Annotated in this window: 16 protein-coding genes; 12 read left to right on the top strand and 4 right to left on the bottom strand. The window is 67.3% G+C overall.

Features of this window, described 5'->3' with window-relative positions; all coding sequences use genetic code 11:
* Positions 1–49 precede the first annotated feature (49 nt).
* The 12 genes from uvrA (at position 50) to secG (ending at position 14032) form a co-directional block, all read left to right on the top strand.
* Positions 50–3073 carry an excinuclease ABC subunit UvrA gene (gene uvrA, locus ACFQQD_RS08965; protein WP_378088451.1) on the top strand — a complete coding sequence of 1008 codons (3024 nt, stop codon included), beginning with the start codon at positions 50–52 and terminating at the stop codon, positions 3071–3073.
* Positions 3070–3795, top strand: coding sequence for an HAD hydrolase-like protein (locus ACFQQD_RS08960; protein WP_378088449.1), 726 nt, complete (start codon positions 3070–3072; stop codon positions 3793–3795). Before uvrA ends, ACFQQD_RS08960 begins: the two co-directional genes overlap by 4 nt.
* A 122-nt stretch (positions 3796–3917) precedes the next feature.
* A complete protein-coding gene (locus ACFQQD_RS08955) occupies positions 3918–4619 on the top strand; it encodes a lysophospholipid acyltransferase family protein (protein ID WP_378088447.1) in 702 nt (233 codons plus the stop codon).
* A 6-nt stretch (positions 4620–4625) separates the two neighbouring features.
* Positions 4626–6668, top strand: a complete 2043-nt coding sequence (gene uvrC, locus ACFQQD_RS08950; protein ID WP_378088445.1) for an excinuclease ABC subunit UvrC — start codon at positions 4626–4628, stop codon at positions 6666–6668.
* Positions 6669–6706: 38 nt separating this feature from the next.
* Positions 6707–7612, top strand: a complete 906-nt coding sequence (gene rapZ, locus ACFQQD_RS08945; protein WP_378088443.1) for an RNase adapter RapZ — start codon at positions 6707–6709, stop codon at positions 7610–7612.
* Between the two features lie 4 nt (positions 7613–7616).
* Complete coding sequence (gene yvcK, locus ACFQQD_RS08940; RefSeq protein WP_378088441.1) at positions 7617–8657, top strand: uridine diphosphate-N-acetylglucosamine-binding protein YvcK; 1041 nt, start codon at positions 7617–7619, stop codon at positions 8655–8657.
* Positions 8658–8734: 77 nt separating this feature from the next.
* The gene (whiA, locus tag ACFQQD_RS08935) at positions 8735–9721 is read left to right on the top strand and encodes a DNA-binding protein WhiA (protein ID WP_378088439.1); all 987 of its coding nucleotides are present in this window, start codon (positions 8735–8737) and stop codon (positions 9719–9721) included.
* A 164-nt stretch (positions 9722–9885) separates the two neighbouring features.
* Positions 9886–10509: a superoxide dismutase gene (locus ACFQQD_RS08930; protein WP_378088437.1), complete on the top strand. Its 624-nt coding sequence runs from the start codon at positions 9886–9888 to the stop codon at positions 10507–10509.
* 78 nt (positions 10510–10587) lie between these two features.
* The gene (gene gap / locus ACFQQD_RS08925) at positions 10588–11595 is read left to right on the top strand and encodes a type I glyceraldehyde-3-phosphate dehydrogenase (protein ID WP_378088435.1); all 1008 of its coding nucleotides are present in this window, start codon (positions 10588–10590) and stop codon (positions 11593–11595) included.
* Positions 11596–11635: 40 nt separating this feature from the next.
* Positions 11636–12895, top strand: coding sequence for a phosphoglycerate kinase (locus ACFQQD_RS08920; protein WP_378088432.1), 1260 nt, complete (start codon positions 11636–11638; stop codon positions 12893–12895).
* Between the two features lie 2 nt (positions 12896–12897).
* Positions 12898–13716 carry a triose-phosphate isomerase gene (gene tpiA / locus ACFQQD_RS08915; RefSeq protein ID WP_378088430.1) on the top strand — a complete coding sequence of 273 codons (819 nt, stop codon included), beginning with the start codon at positions 12898–12900 and terminating at the stop codon, positions 13714–13716.
* Positions 13717–13780: 64 nt separating this feature from the next.
* Positions 13781–14032: a preprotein translocase subunit SecG gene (secG, locus tag ACFQQD_RS08910; protein WP_378088428.1), complete on the top strand. Its 252-nt coding sequence runs from the start codon at positions 13781–13783 to the stop codon at positions 14030–14032.
* 18 nt (positions 14033–14050) lie between these two features.
* On the opposite strand, the gene pgl is transcribed toward secG, so the two are convergent.
* Genes pgl through ACFQQD_RS08890 form a run of 4 tightly spaced genes read right to left on the bottom strand, consistent with a single transcriptional unit; the run spans position 14051 to position 19130 of the window.
* On the bottom strand, positions 14051–14869 hold the full coding sequence (gene pgl, locus ACFQQD_RS08905; RefSeq protein ID WP_378088426.1) for a 6-phosphogluconolactonase: 819 nt from the start codon (positions 14867–14869) through the stop codon (positions 14051–14053).
* Entirely contained in the window at positions 14859–15800 is a 942-nt protein-coding gene (locus ACFQQD_RS08900) for a glucose-6-phosphate dehydrogenase assembly protein OpcA (protein WP_378088424.1), read from the bottom strand. Before ACFQQD_RS08900 ends, pgl begins: the two co-directional genes overlap by 11 nt.
* Positions 15800–17407 (bottom strand): glucose-6-phosphate dehydrogenase, encoded by a 1608-nt coding sequence (gene zwf / locus ACFQQD_RS08895; RefSeq protein WP_378088422.1) that lies wholly within the window; start codon positions 17405–17407, stop codon positions 15800–15802. The genes ACFQQD_RS08900 and zwf overlap by 1 nt, the downstream gene beginning before the upstream one ends.
* Entirely contained in the window at positions 17397–19130 is a 1734-nt protein-coding gene (locus tag ACFQQD_RS08890) for a glucose-6-phosphate isomerase (protein WP_378088420.1), read from the bottom strand. The genes zwf and ACFQQD_RS08890 overlap by 11 nt, the downstream gene beginning before the upstream one ends.
* Positions 19131–19169: the final 39 nt, after the last annotated feature.

The following is a 19169-nucleotide window of genomic DNA, read 5'->3' as shown; positions in this document are numbered from 1 at the left end:
TGACGAGTGGCGGGCGAGCAGCAATTCGCTCTGAGCCGAAGATTCGAAGATGTTTTCGAAGGGAGACTGGAATACAGTGGAAGCCGTGCCAGATTCCCTGACGATTCCCCCTTCCGACACGGTGCCGTCCACCTCCGCCCGTGGGCTGGCCTCCGGACCCCACGGCAGCGCCCACCGCCATGATCCGGACCGGATCGTCGTCAAGGGCGCGCGCGAACACAATCTGAAGAACGTGGACCTGGACATTCCGCGGGACGCGCTCGTCGTTTTCACCGGACTGTCCGGCTCGGGCAAGTCCTCGTTGGCGTTCGACACGATCTTCGCCGAGGGCCAGCGCCGCTACGTCGAATCCCTCTCGTCCTACGCGCGCATGTTCCTGGGTCGCGTGGACAAGCCGTCGGTGGACTTCATCGAGGGCCTGTCGCCGGCCGTGTCGATCGATCAGAAGTCGACCAACCGGAATCCGCGGTCGACCGTCGGAACTATCACCGAGGTCTACGACTACATGCGCCTGCTCTGGGCGCGGATCGGGATTCCGCACTGCCCCGAGTGCGGCGAGCCGGCGAGCAAGCAGTCGCCGCAGCAGATCGTGGACCAGTTGGGCGAGCTGCCCGCGAAGACCCGGTTCCAGGTGCTCGCGCCCGTCGCCCGAGGTCGCAAGGGCGAGTTCGTCGACGTCTTCTCCCACCTCGCCACCCAGGGTTTCTCCCGGGCCATCGTGGACGGCGAACAAATCCAGCTCTCCGATCCGCCGAAGCTCAAGAAGCAGGTCAAGCACACGATCGCCGTGGTGGTCGATCGCCTGGCCATGAAGGAGGGCATCCGACAGCGGCTCACCGACTCGGTCGAGACGGCGCTCAAGCTGGCCGACGGGCTCGTGGTCATCGACTTCGTCGACGTGGACGCGACGGTGGACCCGGCCAAAGCCAACGCCGGCGAATGGGACGCAGTGGACGCCGACGGAACCCCGAAGTTCCGCTCCTTCTCCGAGAAGCTGTCCTGCCCCAACGGACACCAGCTCTCCATCGACGAGATCGAGCCACGGTCCTTCTCCTTCAACAATCCCTTCGGTGCCTGCTCGGTCTGCACGGGCATCGGCACCAAGCTGGAGGTGGACGAGGACCTCGTGGTCCCGGACCACGACAAGTCGCTGGGCGAGGGGGCCGTGGCGCCGTGGGCGATCGGCAAGTCGACCTCACAGTACTGGCAGCGCCTGCTCTCCGGGCTGGCCGGTGAGCTCGGATTCAGCATGGACACCCCGTGGAAGGACCTGCCGGAGGCTGCGCGACATGCGGTGCTGTACGGCAAGGACTTCAAGGTGGAGGTGTCCTACCGCAACCGCTTCGGTCGCGAACGCCGCTACACCACCGGTTTCGAAGGCGTCATCGACTACATCCACCGCAAACACCTCGAGACGGAATCGGACTTCGCCCGCGACCGCTATGAGTCCTATATGCGGCAGATTCCCTGCGCCGCCTGCCAAGGGGCGCGGTTGAACCCCACCTCGCTGTCCGTCACGGTCGGCGGGAAGTCGATCGCGCAGGCCGCCAACCTGCCGATGCAGGAGGCCATCGATTTCCTGGAGCAACTGAACCTGACGGACCGGGAATGGCAGATCGCCGACCAGGTCTTGAAGGAGATCCTGGCCCGTCTGCACTTCATGCTGGACGTTGGCCTCGACTACCTCAACCTGGAGCGTCCTGCCGGCACCTTGTCCGGCGGAGAGGCCCAGCGCATCCGGTTGGCCACGCAGATCGGCTCGGGTCTCGTCGGCGTGCTGTACGTCTTGGACGAGCCCTCCATCGGCCTGCACCAGCGGGACAACCGACGGCTCATCGAGACCTTGCTTCGGCTGCGCGATCTCGGCAACACCCTCATCGTCGTCGAACACGATCAGGACACCATCTCCGAGGCCGACTGGATCGTGGACATCGGGCCGCGCGCCGGGGAACACGGTGGTGAGGTGGTCCATTCCGGCTCGCTCGAGGGGCTGAAGTCGAATGAGCGGTCGCTGACCGGAGACTACCTGGCCGGCCGCCGCGAGATCGCTGTTCCAGCCCAGCGCCGACCGGTGGACGAGAAGAGGCAGGTCAGCGTCATCGGGGCTCGAGAGAACAATCTCCGCAACGTCTCGGCCGACTTCCCGTTGGGGGTGTTCACCGCGATCACCGGGGTTTCCGGTTCGGGCAAGTCCACGCTCGTCAACGAGATCCTCTACAAGGTCCTGGCGAATCAGCTCAACAACGCCAAGAACGTCCCCGGGCGGCACAAGCGGGTCAACGGACTGGAGCACCTGGACAAGGTGGTGCACGTGGACCAGAGCCCGATCGGGCGCACGCCTCGGTCCAATCCGGCCACCTACACGGGCGTCTTCGACACCATCCGCAAGCTGTTCGCCGACACTCAGGAAGCCAAGGTTCGCGGTTATCAGCCCGGCCGTTTCTCGTTCAACATCAAGGGCGGCCGCTGCGAGGCCTGTTCGGGCGACGGCACGCTGAAGATCGAGATGAACTTCCTGCCGGACATCTACGTTCCCTGCGAGGTGTGCCACGGCGCGCGGTACAACCGCGAGACGCTCGAGGTGCAGTACAAGGGCAAAAACATCGCCGAAGTGCTGGCCATGCCGATCGAGGAGGCCGCGGAGTTCTTCTCGGCCTACACCAAGATCTCCCGCTACCTGACGACTCTGGTGGACGTCGGTCTGGGTTACGTCAAGCTCGGACAGCCGGCCACCACTCTGTCCGGAGGCGAGGCACAGCGCGTCAAATTGGCCGCCGAGCTGCAGAAGCGCTCCAATGGCCGCACCGTGTATGTGCTGGACGAGCCGACCACGGGTCTGCACTTCGAGGACATCCGCAAACTGCTCGGGGTCCTGCAGTCCCTGGTGGACAAAGGCAACACGGTCATCACCATCGAGCACAATCTGGACGTCATCAAGTCCGCCGACCACGTGATCGACCTCGGTCCCGAGGGCGGCTCGGGCGGTGGCACGATCGTGGCCACCGGAACCCCGGAGGACGTCGCCCGGAATCCGGCCAGTCACACGGGGCGGTTCCTCGCGGAGGTTCTGTGACGCTCGGTTCGGACCACACAGATGACATGCCGGCGGTACTGCTCGACCTAGACGGCACGCTTGTCGATCCGGCCGGAGCGATCACCGGAGGCATCGCCGCGGCCCTGGAGGGCCATGGTCTTCCGGTGCCTTCTCCGGAGCGGCTTCGTGGCCTGGTCGGTCCACCACTGCGCGAGGGGCTGCGGACCCTGGACGGGGTCACCGAGGAGAACCTGCCGGACATCGTCCGCGACTACCGGTCCAGATACCGCCAGCACGGGATGGCCGCCAGCGTGATCTATCCCGGGATCGAAGACGCCCTCACGGACCTGAGGCGTGACCATCAGCTGGTCATCGCCACGTCGAAGCCCGTCTCGCTGGCCCGGGAACTGCTGCGCGTCCAGCAACTGGACCACCACTTCGTGGCCATCTGCGGCTCGAACGATGACGAGACGGCGCCGTTGCCCCCGTACGGCACCAAGGTGCAGGCGATGTCGGAGGCCCTGGCCGCCGTCGGGAATCCGGGCCGGGCGATCATGGTGGGGGACCGGCATTTCGACATCGACGGCGCGGCTCATCATGGGCTTCCGAGCATCGGTGTGCTCTGGGGCTTCGGGGACCAGTCCGAGCTGACGGCAGCCGGGGCGACCGCCCTGTGCGCGAGCGCCGACGAGCTGCCCGACCTCTGCCGGCGGCTGTTGGGCGGGCAACGGGACCCTCTCCTCAGTGCCGGCTCGGCCTGAGGACTCGAAGGCCTGCTCTGGCCGGGCACTATGATGGGTCCGGTCCGCTTCGGCGGGCCAGGCGCCACAGTCACGCTGGACCGGTGGCTGACAGGCAGCTGACAGACGCTGAAGGGACGGACATGGCGACGAACGAGGCCGTGCGGGCGGGATTCCGCGCCCTGGTGAGGGTCTCGTGTCGGCCGACCGTCACAGGCCTGGAGAACGTTCCGGCCTCCGGTGGGTTCATCGTGGCCAGCAACCACCTCTCGTTCCTCGATTCGGTCATTCTGCAGGCCGTCTTTCCCCGCATGGTGCACTTTTTCGCCAAAGCGGAGTACTTCGCCCAGCCGGGACTCAAAGGGCGGGCGATGAAGCGCTTCTTCGAGTCCGTCGGCTCCATTCCGGTCCACCGAGATGAGAAGGCGGCGTCGGTGGCGGCGTTGGACCAACTGGTCGAACGCATCGAGGCCGGTGCCGGTGTGGGCATCTACCCGGAGGGCACGCGTAGCCGGGACGGCCGGCTGTACAAGGGACGGACCGGCGTCGGGTGGCTGGCGCTGACCACGGGTGCGCCGGTGGTCCCGGTCGGTCTGCGCGGGACAGAACGTCTCCAGCCGCCCGGCACGAATCGCGTCACCCCGCACCATTTCACCCTGAGCATTGGTGAACCCCTGCAGTTCGAACACCTCGGGCGCAGACATCCGCTGCCCCCGCGCCGGGAAGCCACCGCTGAGGTGATGAACGCGATCGCCGCCCTGTCCGGTCAGGAACGGGCTGGCACCTACAACGTTCCCGTGACCGGCGGATCGTCAGGACAGACACCGCCTCCCGTTCAGGATTGATGCATCATGGCTGATCCGGCCAGTTACCGGCCGAAGCAAGGGGAGGTTCCCACCTCTCCGGGCGTTTATCGATTCCGCGATCCCGACGGTCGCGTCATCTATGTGGGCAAGGCCAAGAATCTGCGGTCCCGGCTCGCGTCCTATTTCCAGGACCCGCACGGTCTGCACCCCAAGACGCGGACCATGGTCTTCACGGCCGCCTCGGTGGAATGGACCGTCGTCGGCTCCGAGCTGGAGGCGCTGCAGCTCGAATACACCTGGATCAAGCAGTACACCCCGCGGTTCAACATCATGTACCGCGATGACAAGTCCTACCCCTACCTCGCGGTCACCATGAACGAGAAGTATCCGCGGGTGCAGGTGATGCGCGGGGACAAGCGCAAGGGCGTGAAGTACTTCGGCCCCTTCCACCCCGCCAAGGCCATCCGCGAGACCGTGGACCTCATGCTCCGCGTCTTCCCGGTCCGGACCTGCTCCGTCGGAGTGTTCCGCCGCGCCGAACTCTCCGGCCGGCCGTGCCTGATGGGGTACATCGACAAGTGCGCGGCACCGTGCGTCGGGAGGATCGACGCCGAGGATCACCGCCAGCTCGCTCAGGATTTCTGTGACTTCATGGCCGGCGACGCCCAGAAGTACATTCGCCGCCTGGAGCAGCAGATGAACGAGGCGGTCGCGGACCTGCGCTACGAGGACGCGGCGCGCCGCCGCGATGACATCGCCGCCCTGAAGCGGGTGTTCGAGCGCAACGCGGTGGTGCTCTCGGAGAACACCGAGGCGGACGTCTTCGCCTTCTCCGAGGACGAGCTCGAAGCGGCGGTCCAGGTGTTCCACGTGCGTGAGGGGCGCATCCGCGGGCAGCGCGGCTGGGTCGTGGAGAAGGTCGAGGACGTCTCCGGCGCCACCATGGTGGAGCAGTTGCTCGAGCAGGTGTACGGCTCCCTGGAGGACACCAGCCGGATTCCCAGGGAGATCCTGGTGCCGGTGCTTCCGGAGAACGCCGATCAGGTGGCCCTGCTGTTGTCCGGTCTGCGCGGAAGTCAGGTGAGCCTGCGCGTGCCGCAGCGGGGGGACAAGCGGTCGCTCATGGAGACCGTCAAGGAGAATGCGGACCAGGCCCTGCGCGTGCACAAGACACGGCGTTCCGGTGACCTGACCACCCGCTCCGCGGCGCTGCGTGAACTCCAGGAGGCGCTGGAACTGCCCGAGCCGCTGCTGCGGATCGAGTGCTATGACATTTCCCATGTCTCCGGAACGAACGTGGTCGGCTCCATGGTGGTGGTCGAGGACGGGCTCCCGAAGAAGTCCGACTACCGCAAGTTCAGTGTGACCGGCGAGGCCGCCCGCGATGACACGGCGGCCATGCGCAACGTCCTCACTCGCCGATTCCGGCACTATCTGGAGGACCAGGAGCGCAACGGCACCCTGACCAGTGGCGAGGTCCCGGCAGACCCGGCAGCAGAGTCGGCCACAGAGGACGGCAGCGCGGACCAGACCGACTCGTCTGCCCGCCGTTTCGCGTATCCGCCGTCCCTGGTGGTGGTCGACGGCGGCCCGCCCCAGGTGGCCTCGGCCGCCCAGGCTCTGGCCGATCTCGGTATCACAGATCTTCCCGTCGTCGGACTGGCGAAGCGGCTTGAGGAACTCTGGCTGCCGGGGGAGGAGTTCCCGCTCGTGCTTCCCCGTGCCTCACAGGGGCTGTACATGCTCCAGCGGATCCGCGATGAGTCCCACCGCTTCGCCATCTCCTTCCATCGGCAGAAGCGGGGCAAGTCGATGACCGCCTCGGCGCTGGACGGCATCGCCGGTCTCGGCCCGGCCAAGCAGAAGGCCCTGCTCAAGCACTTCGGCTCGGTCAAGCGCATCACAGCGGCTGGACCCGAGCAGCTGCAGGAGGCCCCGGGTATCGGCCCCGCCCTCGCCGCCACCGTGTACGCCGCACTGCATCCTGACGAGGCTGCAGACCCAGCACCGGATGCAGACCAGAACACAGCATCGGATGCGACTCCCGAGCACGGCGTCAATCTGACCACGGGCGAGATCCTCGACTAGCAGGTCAGTCCGGACCGGAGTCTGGGTAGTCTGGAGGCATGAGCGATGGACCGACCGACGGACTGATTCCGGTGAAACCGCCCACCTCCGAGGTCCTGATCATCACCGGCATGTCAGGAGCCGGGCGCACCACGGCAGCTCATGCCCTGGAGGATCACGGCTGGTACGTGGTCGAGAACATCCCCCCACAGCTGTTCGGCACCCTGGCCGACCTCGTCGGTCGCTCTCCGGAAGCCATCCCTCGCCTGGCGCTCGTGGTGGACGTGCGCTCCAAGGAACTGTTCAAAGACATCCAGGATGCCCTGGGTCAGTTGCGGGCCCAAGGAGTGAACTACCGCGTCCTGTTCCTGGACGCCAGCGATGAACTGTTGCTGCGCCGATTCGAGTCGGCTCGCCGGCCGCACCCGCTGCAGGGATCGGGCCGGATCCCGGACGGCATCGCCGCGGAGCGACTGCTGCTGAAGGATCTGAAAGACGAGGCCGAGGTGGTGGTGGACACCTCCTCGAAGAACGTCCACTCGCTGGCCACGACCATCACCGGGCTGTTCACTGACTCCGGGCCGATCGTGCTGCGCCTGAACGTGATGAGCTTCGGCTTCAAATACGGCCTGCCGCAGGACGCGAATTTCATGGCGGACGCCCGCTTCCTGCCGAACCCGCACTGGGTGCCCGAATTGCGGCCCTTCACCGGGCAGGACACCGAGGTCTCGGAGTTCGTCCTGAAGCAAGAGGGAGCCGACGTCTTCGTCGATCGCTACGTCGAGGCGCTGCTGCCGGTCCTGGACGGATATCGCCGCGAGAACAAACACTACGCCACGTTCGCCATCGGATGCACCGGCGGCAAGCACCGCTCGGTCGCCATGGCGGAGGAACTCGGTCGCCGGCTCCGTCAGCAACCCCGGGTCTCCGTCAACGTCCAGCACCGCGATCTGGGCCGGGAATGAGCCGATGAGCACACACCTCACGGGACAGTTGCCCTTGGCCCCGAGCTCTCTTCCGTCGGCGGGCCAACCCTCGGGAACGTACGATCCCACCCTGCGGGTCAGTGCCCTGGGCGGTGGTCACGGACTCTCGGCCACCTTACGTGCGCTGCGACTCATCGCCGGCGAGCTCACCGCAGTGGTCACCGTGGCCGACGACGGCGGTTCCTCCGGCCGCATTCGCCGAGAGATGGACGTGCTGCCACCCGGAGACCTGCGGATGGCCCTGGCCGCGTTGTGTGACGACACCGACTGGGGGAGGACCTGGCGCGACGTCATGCAGCACCGCTTCACCTCCAAGGACGGCACCGAGGGGACGTTGGACCAGCATGCGCTGGGCAATCTGCTCATCGTCGCCCTCTGGGAGCTCCTGGGGGACCCGGTCGGCGGACTGCGCTGGGCCGGGGCCCTGCTCGGCGCCCGCGGGCAGGTGCTGCCGATGTCCACCACGCCGTTGACCATCTCCGGCGCCGTGCTGAGCGAGAACGCCGGCGGAGAGCTGGTCCGGAAGACCATCACGGGACAGTCGTCGCTGGCGGCGGCGGGCAAAAACAGCCGCGTCTCCCAGATCCGACTGGAGCCGGAGGACGCCCCGGCCTGCGAAGAGTCCTTGGAGGCCATCGAACTCTCGGACTGGATCGTGCTCGGTCCCGGCTCCTGGTACACCTCCGTGCTACCTCATCTGCTGTTGCCGGAGATGCGCGAGGCCTTGGTCCGCACTCCCGCCCGCCGGGCGCTGGTGATGAACCTCACCACGGACACCTCGGAGACCAGCGGGATGAACGCCGCCGACCATCTGGAGGCGATCCACCACCATGCTCCCGAACTGCGACTCGACGTCGTCATCGCCGATCCGAGCGCGATCCAGGACCGTCGCGGCTTCGAGGACGCGGCCGAGCGGCTGGGGGCCTCAGTTCTGTTTAGTAAGGTTGGTGCCGATTCCGGGACCCCCATCCACGACCCACTGCGTCTGGCCCTGGCCTTTCAGGAGGCCTTCAAGAGCTCCTGATACGGTCATCGGCATCGCCCCAACCCCAGCGGCCGGGGCTCCACGAGTACCAAACGAAAGATGTGAGGCAACCAGCCATGGCGTTGACTGCGGCGGTGAAAGAGGAACTGGCTCATCACGAGGTCAAAGGCTCTTCTCAACGGAAAGCCGAGGTCTCGGCCATGTTGCGCTTCGCCGGGGGACTGCACATCATCTCCGGGCGAATCGTCATCGAGGCCGAGCTCGACCAGGCCGCTACCGCCCGCCGATTGCGAACCGCCATCGCGGAGGTCTACGGCCATGGCAGCGAGATCATCGTCGTCTCCGGCGGCAACCTGCGCAAGGGCAAGCGGTACGTCATCCGGGTGATCCGTGACGGCGAGTCCCTGGCTCGTCAGACCGGACTGCTGGATGTGCGCGGACGTCCCGTGCGGGGATTGCCGCCGATGATCGTCAACGGTTCCGTAGCCGATGCCGAGTCCGTCTGGCGGGGTGCCTTCCTGGCGCACGGTTCCCTGACCGAGCCGGGGCGTTCGTCGTCCCTGGAGGTGACCTGCCCGGGCTCCGAGGCCGCGCTGGCGCTCGTCGGGGCCGCCCGGAGGCTCGGCATTGCCGCGAAGGCCCGCGAGGTCCGCGGGGTCGACCGTGTGGTGATCCGCGACGGTGACGCCATCTCCGCCCTGCTGGCCCGCATGGGCGCTCACGACACCGTGCTGGTCTGGGAGGAACGACGCACCCGCAAAGAGGTCCGGGCCACGGCCAACCGGCTGGCCAACTTCGATGACGCCAACCTGCGACGCTCGGCACAGGCCGCCGTCGCCGCTGGGGCCCGCGTTGAACGGGCACTGGAGATCCTCGGCGACGATGTTCCGGAGCACCTGCGATACGCCGGCCAACTGCGCGTGGAACGGAAGCAGGCCTCGCTGGACGAGCTCGGGCGGCTCGCCGATCCGCCGATGACCAAGGACGCCATCGCCGGACGGATCCGTCGGCTGCTGGCCATGGCAGACAAGAAGGCCGCCGAAGAGGGCCTGCCGGGCACCGACTCGGCACTGCCTCCGGAGTCCGGCCGAGAGGCTGACTGAATTCGCTGACTGAATTCCCTGCCGCATCCAATGTGGCTCTCAGCGCAATGGGTGGCCAATCGCCCCGCACTCGTGCCTAGGATGGGTCATGAGGGCCCCTCACGGGGACCACGCACCACGGGCCTGTCATTCAGGCCCTGGCCAACATCCATCGAGGAGGAAACATGGCTGAATTCACCCTGCCGGAACTGGATTACGACTACAGCGCTCTGGAGCCGCACATTTCGGCGAAGATCATGGAGCTGCACCACTCCAAGCACCACGCCACGTACGTCAAGGGCGCGAACACCGCCCTCGAGAAGCTCGCCGGTGCCCGTGAGGCGAACGACTTCGCCACGATCAACCAGTTCACCAAGGATCTGGCCTTCAACCTGGGTGGCCACACCAACCACTCCATCTTCTGGAAGAACCTGTCCCCGGACGGCGGCGACCGTCCCGAAGGCGAACTGGCCGCGGCGATCGACGAGTACTTCGGTTCCTTCGACCAGTTCCAGGCGCACTTCACCGCCGCCGCGCTGGGCATCCAGGGCTCCGGCTGGGCCGTGTTGGCCTTCGAGCCCATCGCCGGCAACCTGGTCATCGAGCAGTTCTACGACCAGCAGAACGGTGTGCCGGTCGCGACCATCCCGCTGTTCCAGCTGGACATGTGGGAGCACGCCTTCTACCTCGACTACCAGAACGTCAAGGCCGACTACGTCAAGGCCGTGTGGAACATCGTCAACTGGGCGGATGTCGCCGCCCGCTTCGAGGCCGCCCGCAACGGCGCCCCGAAGCTCGTCACTCCCTGATTCTGGTGACCCGATAGCGGGCCGGCCGGCCGTTGCGGCCGGTCGGCCCTCTTCGTGTCTCGACCGAAAGGCTTTACCGTGACCACAATCGCCATCAATGGATTCGGCCGGATCGGCCGCAACGCACTTCGCGTCATCGAGCAGCAGGGTCACGATCTGGACCTCGTGGCCGTCAACGACCTGACCGACCCCGAGGACCTCCTTTACCTGGTGAAGTACGACACGATTCTCGGTCGCTACGCCCATGACATCGAGCTCGTGGACGGTCACCTGGTGGCCAACGGCAAGTCCATCACCGTCCTCTCCGAGAAGGATCCGGCGCAGCTTCCGTGGGGCGAGTTGGGCGTGGACATCGTCCTGGAGTGCACGGGACATTTCACCGACGCCGACGCGGCCCGCAAGCACCTCGAGGCTGGGGCCAAGAAGGTCATCGTCTCCGCGCCCGGCAAGGGTGTGGCCGGAACGTTCGTCATGGGCGTCAACGACGACCAGTATGATCCGGCGACCATGGACATCATCTCCAGCGCCTCCTGCACCACCAACTGCCTGGCGCCCATGGCCAAGGTGCTGCACGAGTCCTTCGGCATCGTCGACGGCATCATGACGACCATCCATGCCTACACGGGGGACCAGAACCTGCATGATGCTCCGCACCGCAAGGACCGCCGTCGAGCTCGTGCCGCCGCGCAGAACATGGTCCCGACGTCGACCGGGGCCGCCAAGGCCATTGGCGAGGTAATCCCCGCACTGCAGGGCAAGCTGGACGGCTTCGCCATACGCGTCCCGGTCATCACCGGCTCCATCACGGACCTGACGGTGGAACTGGAACGGGAGGCCTCCATCGAGGAGGTCAACGCCGCTTTCCGGGCCGCGTCCGAGACGCCCGAACTCGCCGGCCGGTTGGTGTACAACGAGGATCCGCTCACCTCCACGGACATCGTCACCTCCCCGGCGGCCTGCACCTTCGATGCGCCGCTGACCAAGTCCATCGGCACGACGGTCAAGGTGCTCGGCTGGTATGACAATGAGTGGGGCTTCACCTGCCAGTTGATGGACCTGACCTCCTTGGTCGCCTCGAAGCTCTGACCGGAATCACCCTGCACTCCCGATCTGAAAGGCACCGCGCATGACCGCTCACACCCTCGACGACCTGCTGGAGGCCGGAGTGGCCGGACGCCACGTGCTGGTTCGCTCCGACCTCAACGTGCCGCTGGAGGGCGGTGCCGTGACCGATGACGGCCGCATCCGCGCGTCGCTGCCGGTGATCACCGCACTGGCCGACGCCGGCGCGCGGGTGGTCGTGATGGCCCACCTGGGTCGGCCGAAGGGTGAGGTGACCCCGGAGTTCTCCCTGAGGCCCGTCGCGGAGCGGATGGCGGAATTGGCTGACCGAGAGGTCCGTCTCGCCGGTGACGTCACGGGCCCAGCGGCCCGCGAGAAGGCCGACAACCTGCCCGACGGCGGAATCCTCCTGCTCGAGAACGTGCGGTTCGATCCGCGTGAGACCGCCAAGGACGAGGAAGACCGGGCCGCCCTTGCCGCGGAGATGGCCGGGTTGACCGGCGACAACGGAGCCTTCGTGAACGACGCCTTCGGGGCCGCACATCGCAAGCACGCCTCGGTGTACGACGTCGCGGCGCTGTTGCCGGGGTACCAGGGTGGCCTGGTCGCGCGGGAGTTGGACGTGTTGTCCCGGCTGACGGGGGAGCCGGACCGGCCCTACGTCGTGGTGCTCGGCGGCTCCAAGGTCTCCGACAAGCTCGCCGTCATCGACAACCTGATGGACCGTGCCGACACCCTGCTGATCGGGGGAGGCATGCTGTTCACCTTCCTCAAGGCACAGGGCTACGACGTCGGATCCTCCTTGCTCGAAGAGGACCAGATCCCCGTGGTCACCGAGTACCTGAAGCGAGCAGAGGCGGGCGGCTGCCGCATTGTGCTGCCGACCGACATCGTGATGGCCGCGGCCTTCGCCGCCGACGCCGAACACGAGGTACGGCCCGTGGACGGTCTGGCGACCGGAACCCACGGTGCCGACGCGCTGGGCCTGGACATCGGCCCGGAGACGCGCGTGAGATTCGGCGAGGAGATCCGCCAGGCCGAGACGGTGTTCTGGAACGGACCCATGGGGGTCTTCGAGTTCGAGGCCTTCGCCGCCGGCACCCGCACCGTGGCCGAGGCCCTGACCGAGTCCACCGGACTGACCGTCGTCGGGGGCGGGGATTCTGCGGCGGCGGTACGAGCTCTCGGCTTCGAAGACTCCCAGTTCGGCCATATTTCCACCGGCGGAGGCGCCTCCCTCGAGTATCTGGAGGGCAAGTCCCTGCCGGGCGTCGAGGCGCTCGAGAACTCCGCTGCTTCGACTGAGCCAGGGAACGGTGCCTGATCATGACCTCTCAGACCAACGGCGTCTATGACCGGACGCCCCTGATCGCCGGCAACTGGAAGATGAACCTGGACCACCAGCAGGCCGTCACGTTCGTCCAGAAGTTGTGGTGGACCCTCAGCGACGCGGACCACGATTTCGAGCGCATCGAGGTCGCGGTCTTCCCTCCGTTCACGGATCTGCGCAGCGTGCAGACGCTCGTCGCCGGGGACCGGCTGCCGCTGGCCTACGGCGCACAGGACCTGTCTACGGAGGACTCCGGTGCCTTCACGGGCGAGATCTCCGGACGCTTCCTGTCCAAACTCGGCTGCGGGTACGTCATCGTCGGCCACTCCGAGCGGCGGACCCGGCACGGAGAGGACGATGAGGTCCTGAACCGCAAGCTTCAAGCGGCCCTCCGGCACGAGCTCACCCCCGTGTTCTGCGTGGGCGAGGGTCAGGAGGTCCGGCAGGCCGGTGAGCACGTTGACCACACGCTGGACCAACTGCGGGCCGGTCTGCAGGGCCTGACGGCCGAGCAGGTGGACGGACTGGTCGTGGCCTATGAGCCGGTCTGGGCCATCGGTACGGGTGAGGTGGCCGGCCCGGCCGACGCGCAGGAGATGTGCTCGGCTCTGCGCGCCGAGTTCGCCCGCCTCTACAGTGATTCGGCGGCGGCCTCGCTGCGCTTGCTGTACGGCGGATCCGTGAAATCCTCCAATGTGGCCTCCATCCTCCGGGAGAAGGATGTCGACGGCGTCCTGGTCGGTGGGGCGAGCGTGGACGAGTCCGAGTTTGCTAGCATTGTCAGGTTCGAGCAGCATCTCCTGACCGACCGATGACGGCTGATCGGCCGGCTGAATCGACACGGGCCGCGTGCGGCCTACCGCCAATGGAAAGAGTGACGTGGACGTCCTGACCCTCATCCTGCAGATCGCCCTGGCCGCCATCAGCGTCCTGTTGGTTCTGCTGATCCTGCTGCACCGGGGCCGCGGCGGCGGCATGTCTGACATGTTCGGCGGCGGCGTGACCTCATCGCTGGGTGCCTCCGGCGTGGCGGAGAAGAACCTCAACCGCCTCACGGTGACGCTCGGCGTGACCTGGGGAGCCATTGTGGTGGCCCTCGGCCTGATCATGCGCTTCTCGCAGGACTTCTGAGCTCCGGCTCGAGTTTCCTCAGCCCTCGCCGGCGGCAGCCTGGTCCAGCCACCACGTGGTGGACAGTTGACCTGACACCACAGAACCGGGCCATCTGACCGGATCGATGCCCTGATCGGCCCGGAGCGCCCGCGTGGCACTCACTGCTTCCTGTTTGTCTGCCCCCGCGACCACGAACCACAGCCGGCGTGCCGTGCTGAGTGCTTCGGCCGTCATCGAGAGTCGCAGCGGTGGCGGCTTGGGGGAGTCGGCCACGGCGATGACCGTCGCCCCGGTCTCCTCCGGTCCCGGATGGTGAGGGAACAGGCTGGCCACGTGTCCGTCCGGGCCGAGACCGAGCAGCACCACGTCGAACACCGGCAACCGTGGGTCCGGACCCGGGTCGACATGCGTGTGGCAGATCAGTTCCGCGGCATAGGTGTCGGCCGCCTCCGTCATCAGGCCCGTCTCCGCGACCGGCATGCGGTGAACATTGACCTCCGGCAGGCCATGGTCGTTGATCAGCGTCGTCAACAGGGCGGCGTCGGCCTGGACCTCATTGCGGTCCGGATGCCCGGCAGCCAGGAATCGCTCGTCGCCCCACCACACATGGACCCGAGACCAGTCCGGCAGTGGGACCTCGTCGTCAGGACCGGACCGCTGTTCCGTCGACAACTGTTCCGCGGCCAGCGTGGCCATCGCGGAGAGGATGCCCGTCCCGGTGCCTCCGCCGGTCAGGACCGCCGAGGCGACGCCACGGTCCCGGACGGCCTCGGCGAGCACGGTGAGCAGTTCGCGGGCCGCCGCCGTGCACAGGGCCGCCTGGTCCGGAAAGAGATGCTCCTGGTCAGCGCTCACTCGGCACCACCGCTCTCAAATCGGTGTACGGTAAACCGTTGACGAGCACGTCGCCGAACACCTCGTCCGGGTCCAGCCGCCGGAGTTCCTCGGCCAGGCAGTCCTGATCGCTACGGCGCGGCAGCGAGATGTGCTGCACCGGCCGTCCGTGTTGATAGAGGGAAGCCACGTCACCCATCGGCCGGGAGAGCACCACGTCGCCGTCCCGGCGTCGCAACCGCACGGACCGCATGCCCTGACCGGCCTTGGAGTGTGCCATGGTCACCGGAATGCCCATTCGTCGGGTGAACCACGCGGCCAACAGCATAGTGGAGGGGGAGTCCTCGGCCCCGTCCACGGTGATCGAGACGGTGTCGGCGGCATTCAGGCCGTCGAGGATCGCCGCCATCTGGATGCGCCATCCGGTCAGGCGGGTCCAGGAGAGATCGGTGTCTCCGGCGCGGTAGGACTCCCGCAAATGCATCAGCGCCTGCTTCGGGTCGGCCGCGGAGGCGGTGTCGGTGATCCGGCGGTGGGCGATCCGGCCCAGCGGCGACTCGGCCGGGACCTCGGGGGCACCGTGCGGCCACCACACGACGATGGGCGCGTCCGGCAACAACAGTGCCCCGATCAGGGACTCGGACTCGGCCGCGTTGGATCCCGAGCCGTGCAGCACGACCACATCGGAGGCGCCGGCGTCGCCGCCCACGCGAATCTGGCCGTCCAGCCGAGTCGGCGCATCCGGGTCACCGGGGGCGATGACGATAATCCGGCAGGGATGCTCCCGACTGGCCAGATTGGCGGCGAGGATCGCCTTCTCGACGTACTCGGCGGACGTCGAGATGATCAGGGTGAGCACGCGGCCCAACGCCACGACTCCACCGGCCTCACGAAGCCGGTTCATTTCCTTGGCGAGCTGGGACGAGGTGGTGTCCTGCACGTCGATGATCATCAGGGTCTCCTCCAGACGCGCCCGTCACGGCCCAACAGGTCTTCGGCGCTCTTCGGCCCCCAGCTGCCCGGCGCGTAGGGTTCCGGCTGTCCGGGCAGGGACGCCCAGTACTCCTCGAAGGGGTCGAGGATGGACCAGGACAGCTCCACCTCGGCCTGCCGGGGAAACAACGGCGGCTCGCCCAACAGCACGTCCAGGATCAGACGCTCATAGGCCTCGGGGCTGTCCTCGGTGAAGGCGTGGCCGTAGCCGAAGTCCATCGTGACGTCGCGGACCTCCTGTTGCGTCCCGGGGACCTTGGAGGCGAACCGAATGGTCACCCCCTCGTCCGGCTGCACCCGGATGACGATGGCGTTCTGACCGAACTCGTCCTCGCCGTGTCCGGGGAAGAGCAAGTTGGGAGCGCGCTTGAGGACCACGGCGATCTCCGTGACCCGCCGTCCCAGTCGTTTGCCGGCGCGGAGATAGAACGGCACCCCGTCCCACCGCCGGGTCCGGATCCCCAGCTTGAGCGCGGCGAAGGTCTCGGTGGTGGACGCCGGGTTGAAGCCCTCTTCGTCCAGGAATCCGGTGACCTTCTCGCCGCCCTGCCACCCGCCGGTGTACTGACCCCGCGCGGAGGCCGCCCCCAAATCGGACGGAACCTCGACGGCGGCCAGCACCTTCTCCTTCTCGGTACGCAGGTGGTCTGCGTCGAAGGAGATCGGTTCCTCCATCGCGGTGAGGGCGAGCAGCTGGAGCAGGTGATTCTGGATCACGTCCCGGGCCGCGCCCACGCCGTCGTAGTACCCGGCGCGGCCGCCGATGCCGATGTCCTCGGCCATGGTGATCTGCACGTGGTCCACGTGGTTGGCGTTCCAGACCGGTTCGAACAGCCGGTTGGCGAACCGCAGCGCCAGGATGTTCTGGACCGTCTCCTTGCCGAGGTAGTGGTCGATGCGGAATACCGCGTCCGGCACGAACACCTGCTCGATGACGTCGTTGAGTTCCCGGGCGCTGGCCAGGTCATGGCCGAACGGCTTCTCGATCACCACGCGCCGCCAGGGCCGGCCGGCGGCACCGGTCTGGGCCGGGGAGGGCTGAGAAGACGACGGTGCAGAGGGCTGCGTACCCGGATCGAGGTGGCGGCCGGCGAGTCCGTGATCGGCGAGCTGCTGGCTGACCTCCTCGAACCAGTCGGGCGGGATGGAGAGATAGTAGACCGTGTTCCCGGCCGTGCCTCGGGAGGATTCGAGTTCGGTCAGCGTCTGGCTGAGGTCCTCGTAGGCCTCCGGGTGATCGAAGCCGCCGGAGACGAAGCGGAAGCCGCCGCGCAGCTGACCCCAGACGGTGTCGTTCCACCCCGTTCGCGCCGAGGCCTCCACCGAGGCCCGGACGTAGTCGGTGAACTCCTCGTCGCTCCAGTCCCGTCGGCCGAAGCCGATCAGCGAGAACCCCGGCGGCAACAGTCCGCGGTTGGCGAGGTCGTAGATCGCCGGCAGCAGTTTCTTGCGGGCCAGATCGCCCGTGACGCCGAACAACACCAGCGCGGACGGCCCGGCGATCCGGGTCAGCCGGCGGTCCCGGGGATCGCGAAGCGGGTTGGCGCCGGCCGCGTCAAGCACCACGAAGGCCGTTCAACAACTGGGCGATGCCGTCGGAGCGTTCGGTCAGGTGCAACCGGATAACCGGCCGGCCGAGCTCGCGGAGCACGGACGCGTCGCCGGCGGCCTGGGCCGCGAGCAGCTGTCCGAAGGTGAACGGCCGGTCGGGGATCTCCAGATCGACGTCCGAGTCGGCGGTGATCTGCAGGAACACGCCCTCGGGAGTGCCGCCCTTGTGGTACTGCCCGGTGGAGTGCAGGAAGCGTGGTCCCCAGCCGAAGGTGACCGGACGCCCGGACTGTTCGGCCAGCCGGGACCGCAGGACCTCCAGCTCGGGGTAGCTGAGGCGGTCCAGATAGGCCTGAATGGCCAGATACCCGTGGTCCGGGATCAGACGCCCGACGGCGGCCAGCACCTCCGTCACGTCCTGCGGCCGGACTGATGAGGCTTCCGAGCCAGCGGACCCGCCCACGATGTCGGCCGGTCCGCTGATCTCCACCGCGTCGATGATCAGATCGGGGTCGGTCGGTTCCGGCTGGGCGTCCAGCAGACCCCGCGTCGCTGTCTTGGCGGCCTCGACGTCCGGCTGGTCGAAGGGGTTGATTCCGAGGAGTCGCCCGGCCACGGCGGTGGCGAACTCCCACAGCAGCAGTTGGGCCCCGAGGGAACCGAAGACCTCGACCGCGTGGTCTGTGTTGGTCGTGGAGACTGTGCTGGTCGTGGAGTCGGTGCTGCTGGAGACGTCAGTGCCGGTGCCCGGATCGAGATCGGTGCCCGAGCCGGCGTCGGGCTGGGGATCATCCTCCGGGTCCGCGACCAACCGGATCTGCAGCAGATCGGCGGCGTCCGAGCTGGTCTCGGGGTCCCCGGCGTTGACCACGACGGGCAGCACGCCGGTGCCGTTCTTGCCCGTGGACTCGGCGATCAGCTGCTCGGCCCAGCTGGCGAAACCGACCATGCCGGAACCCTCATCGGAGAAGATCAGCTTGTTGCGCAGCGGCGCGGTTCCGGCCATGGCGGCGCCCAGCTGCAGGCCCGGGTTGTCGGTATCGTCCGTGGCCAGCACCTCACGGGTCTCTTCGGCATCGTCGAGCAGTGCCGTGATGTCCACGCCGGCCAGACCGGTGGGGACGAGTCCGAAAGCTGTCAGAGCTGAGTATCGCCCGCCGACGGTCGGATCGGCCGTGAAGACCTGGCGGTAGCCGGACTCGCGCGCCACCTGTTCGAGCGGAGACCCGGGGTCGGTCACCACCACCAGATGGGCGGCCGGGTCCAGTCCGGCGTCGCTGAAGGCCTGTTCGAAGAGCCGGCGCTGAGAGTCCGTCTCCACGGTGGAGCCGGACTTGGAGGAGACGACCACCACGGTGTCCTTGACGCCGGCCGCCAGGGCGTTGCCGACCATCTCCGGGTCCGTGGAGTCCAGCACGGTGATCGGCTTGCCGGCAGTGGCGGCGATGACCTCGGGCGCCAACGACGAGCCGCCCATCCCGGCGAGGACCACCCGCGTGATGCCCTCGTCTCGCAGCTCGGCACGCAGCGCGTCGATCTGCGGGATCAATTCCCGAGACTCCTCGAAGACGTCCATCCAGCCGAGTCGCTGGGCGGCCTCCTCTGCTGCGTCCGGGCCCCACAGCGTGTGGTCCTGGTCGGCCAGGCGGCTGGCGAACTGATCCTCCACCAGTGCGGGAACGTGACGGTCGATCGCCGCGAGGGCGTCTCCGGTGGCCTGCAGTCCAAGCGAGCTCATGACAGTCTCCTAGGGGTCCAAAGCGGCAGGTCGAAGGGG

The organism is Citricoccus sp. GCM10030269, assembly GCF_042665635.1.
In the GTDB taxonomy this organism is placed as follows: Bacteria; Actinomycetota; Actinomycetes; order Actinomycetales; family Micrococcaceae; genus Citricoccus.
This window is presented reverse-complemented; position numbering and strand designations above follow the sequence as displayed.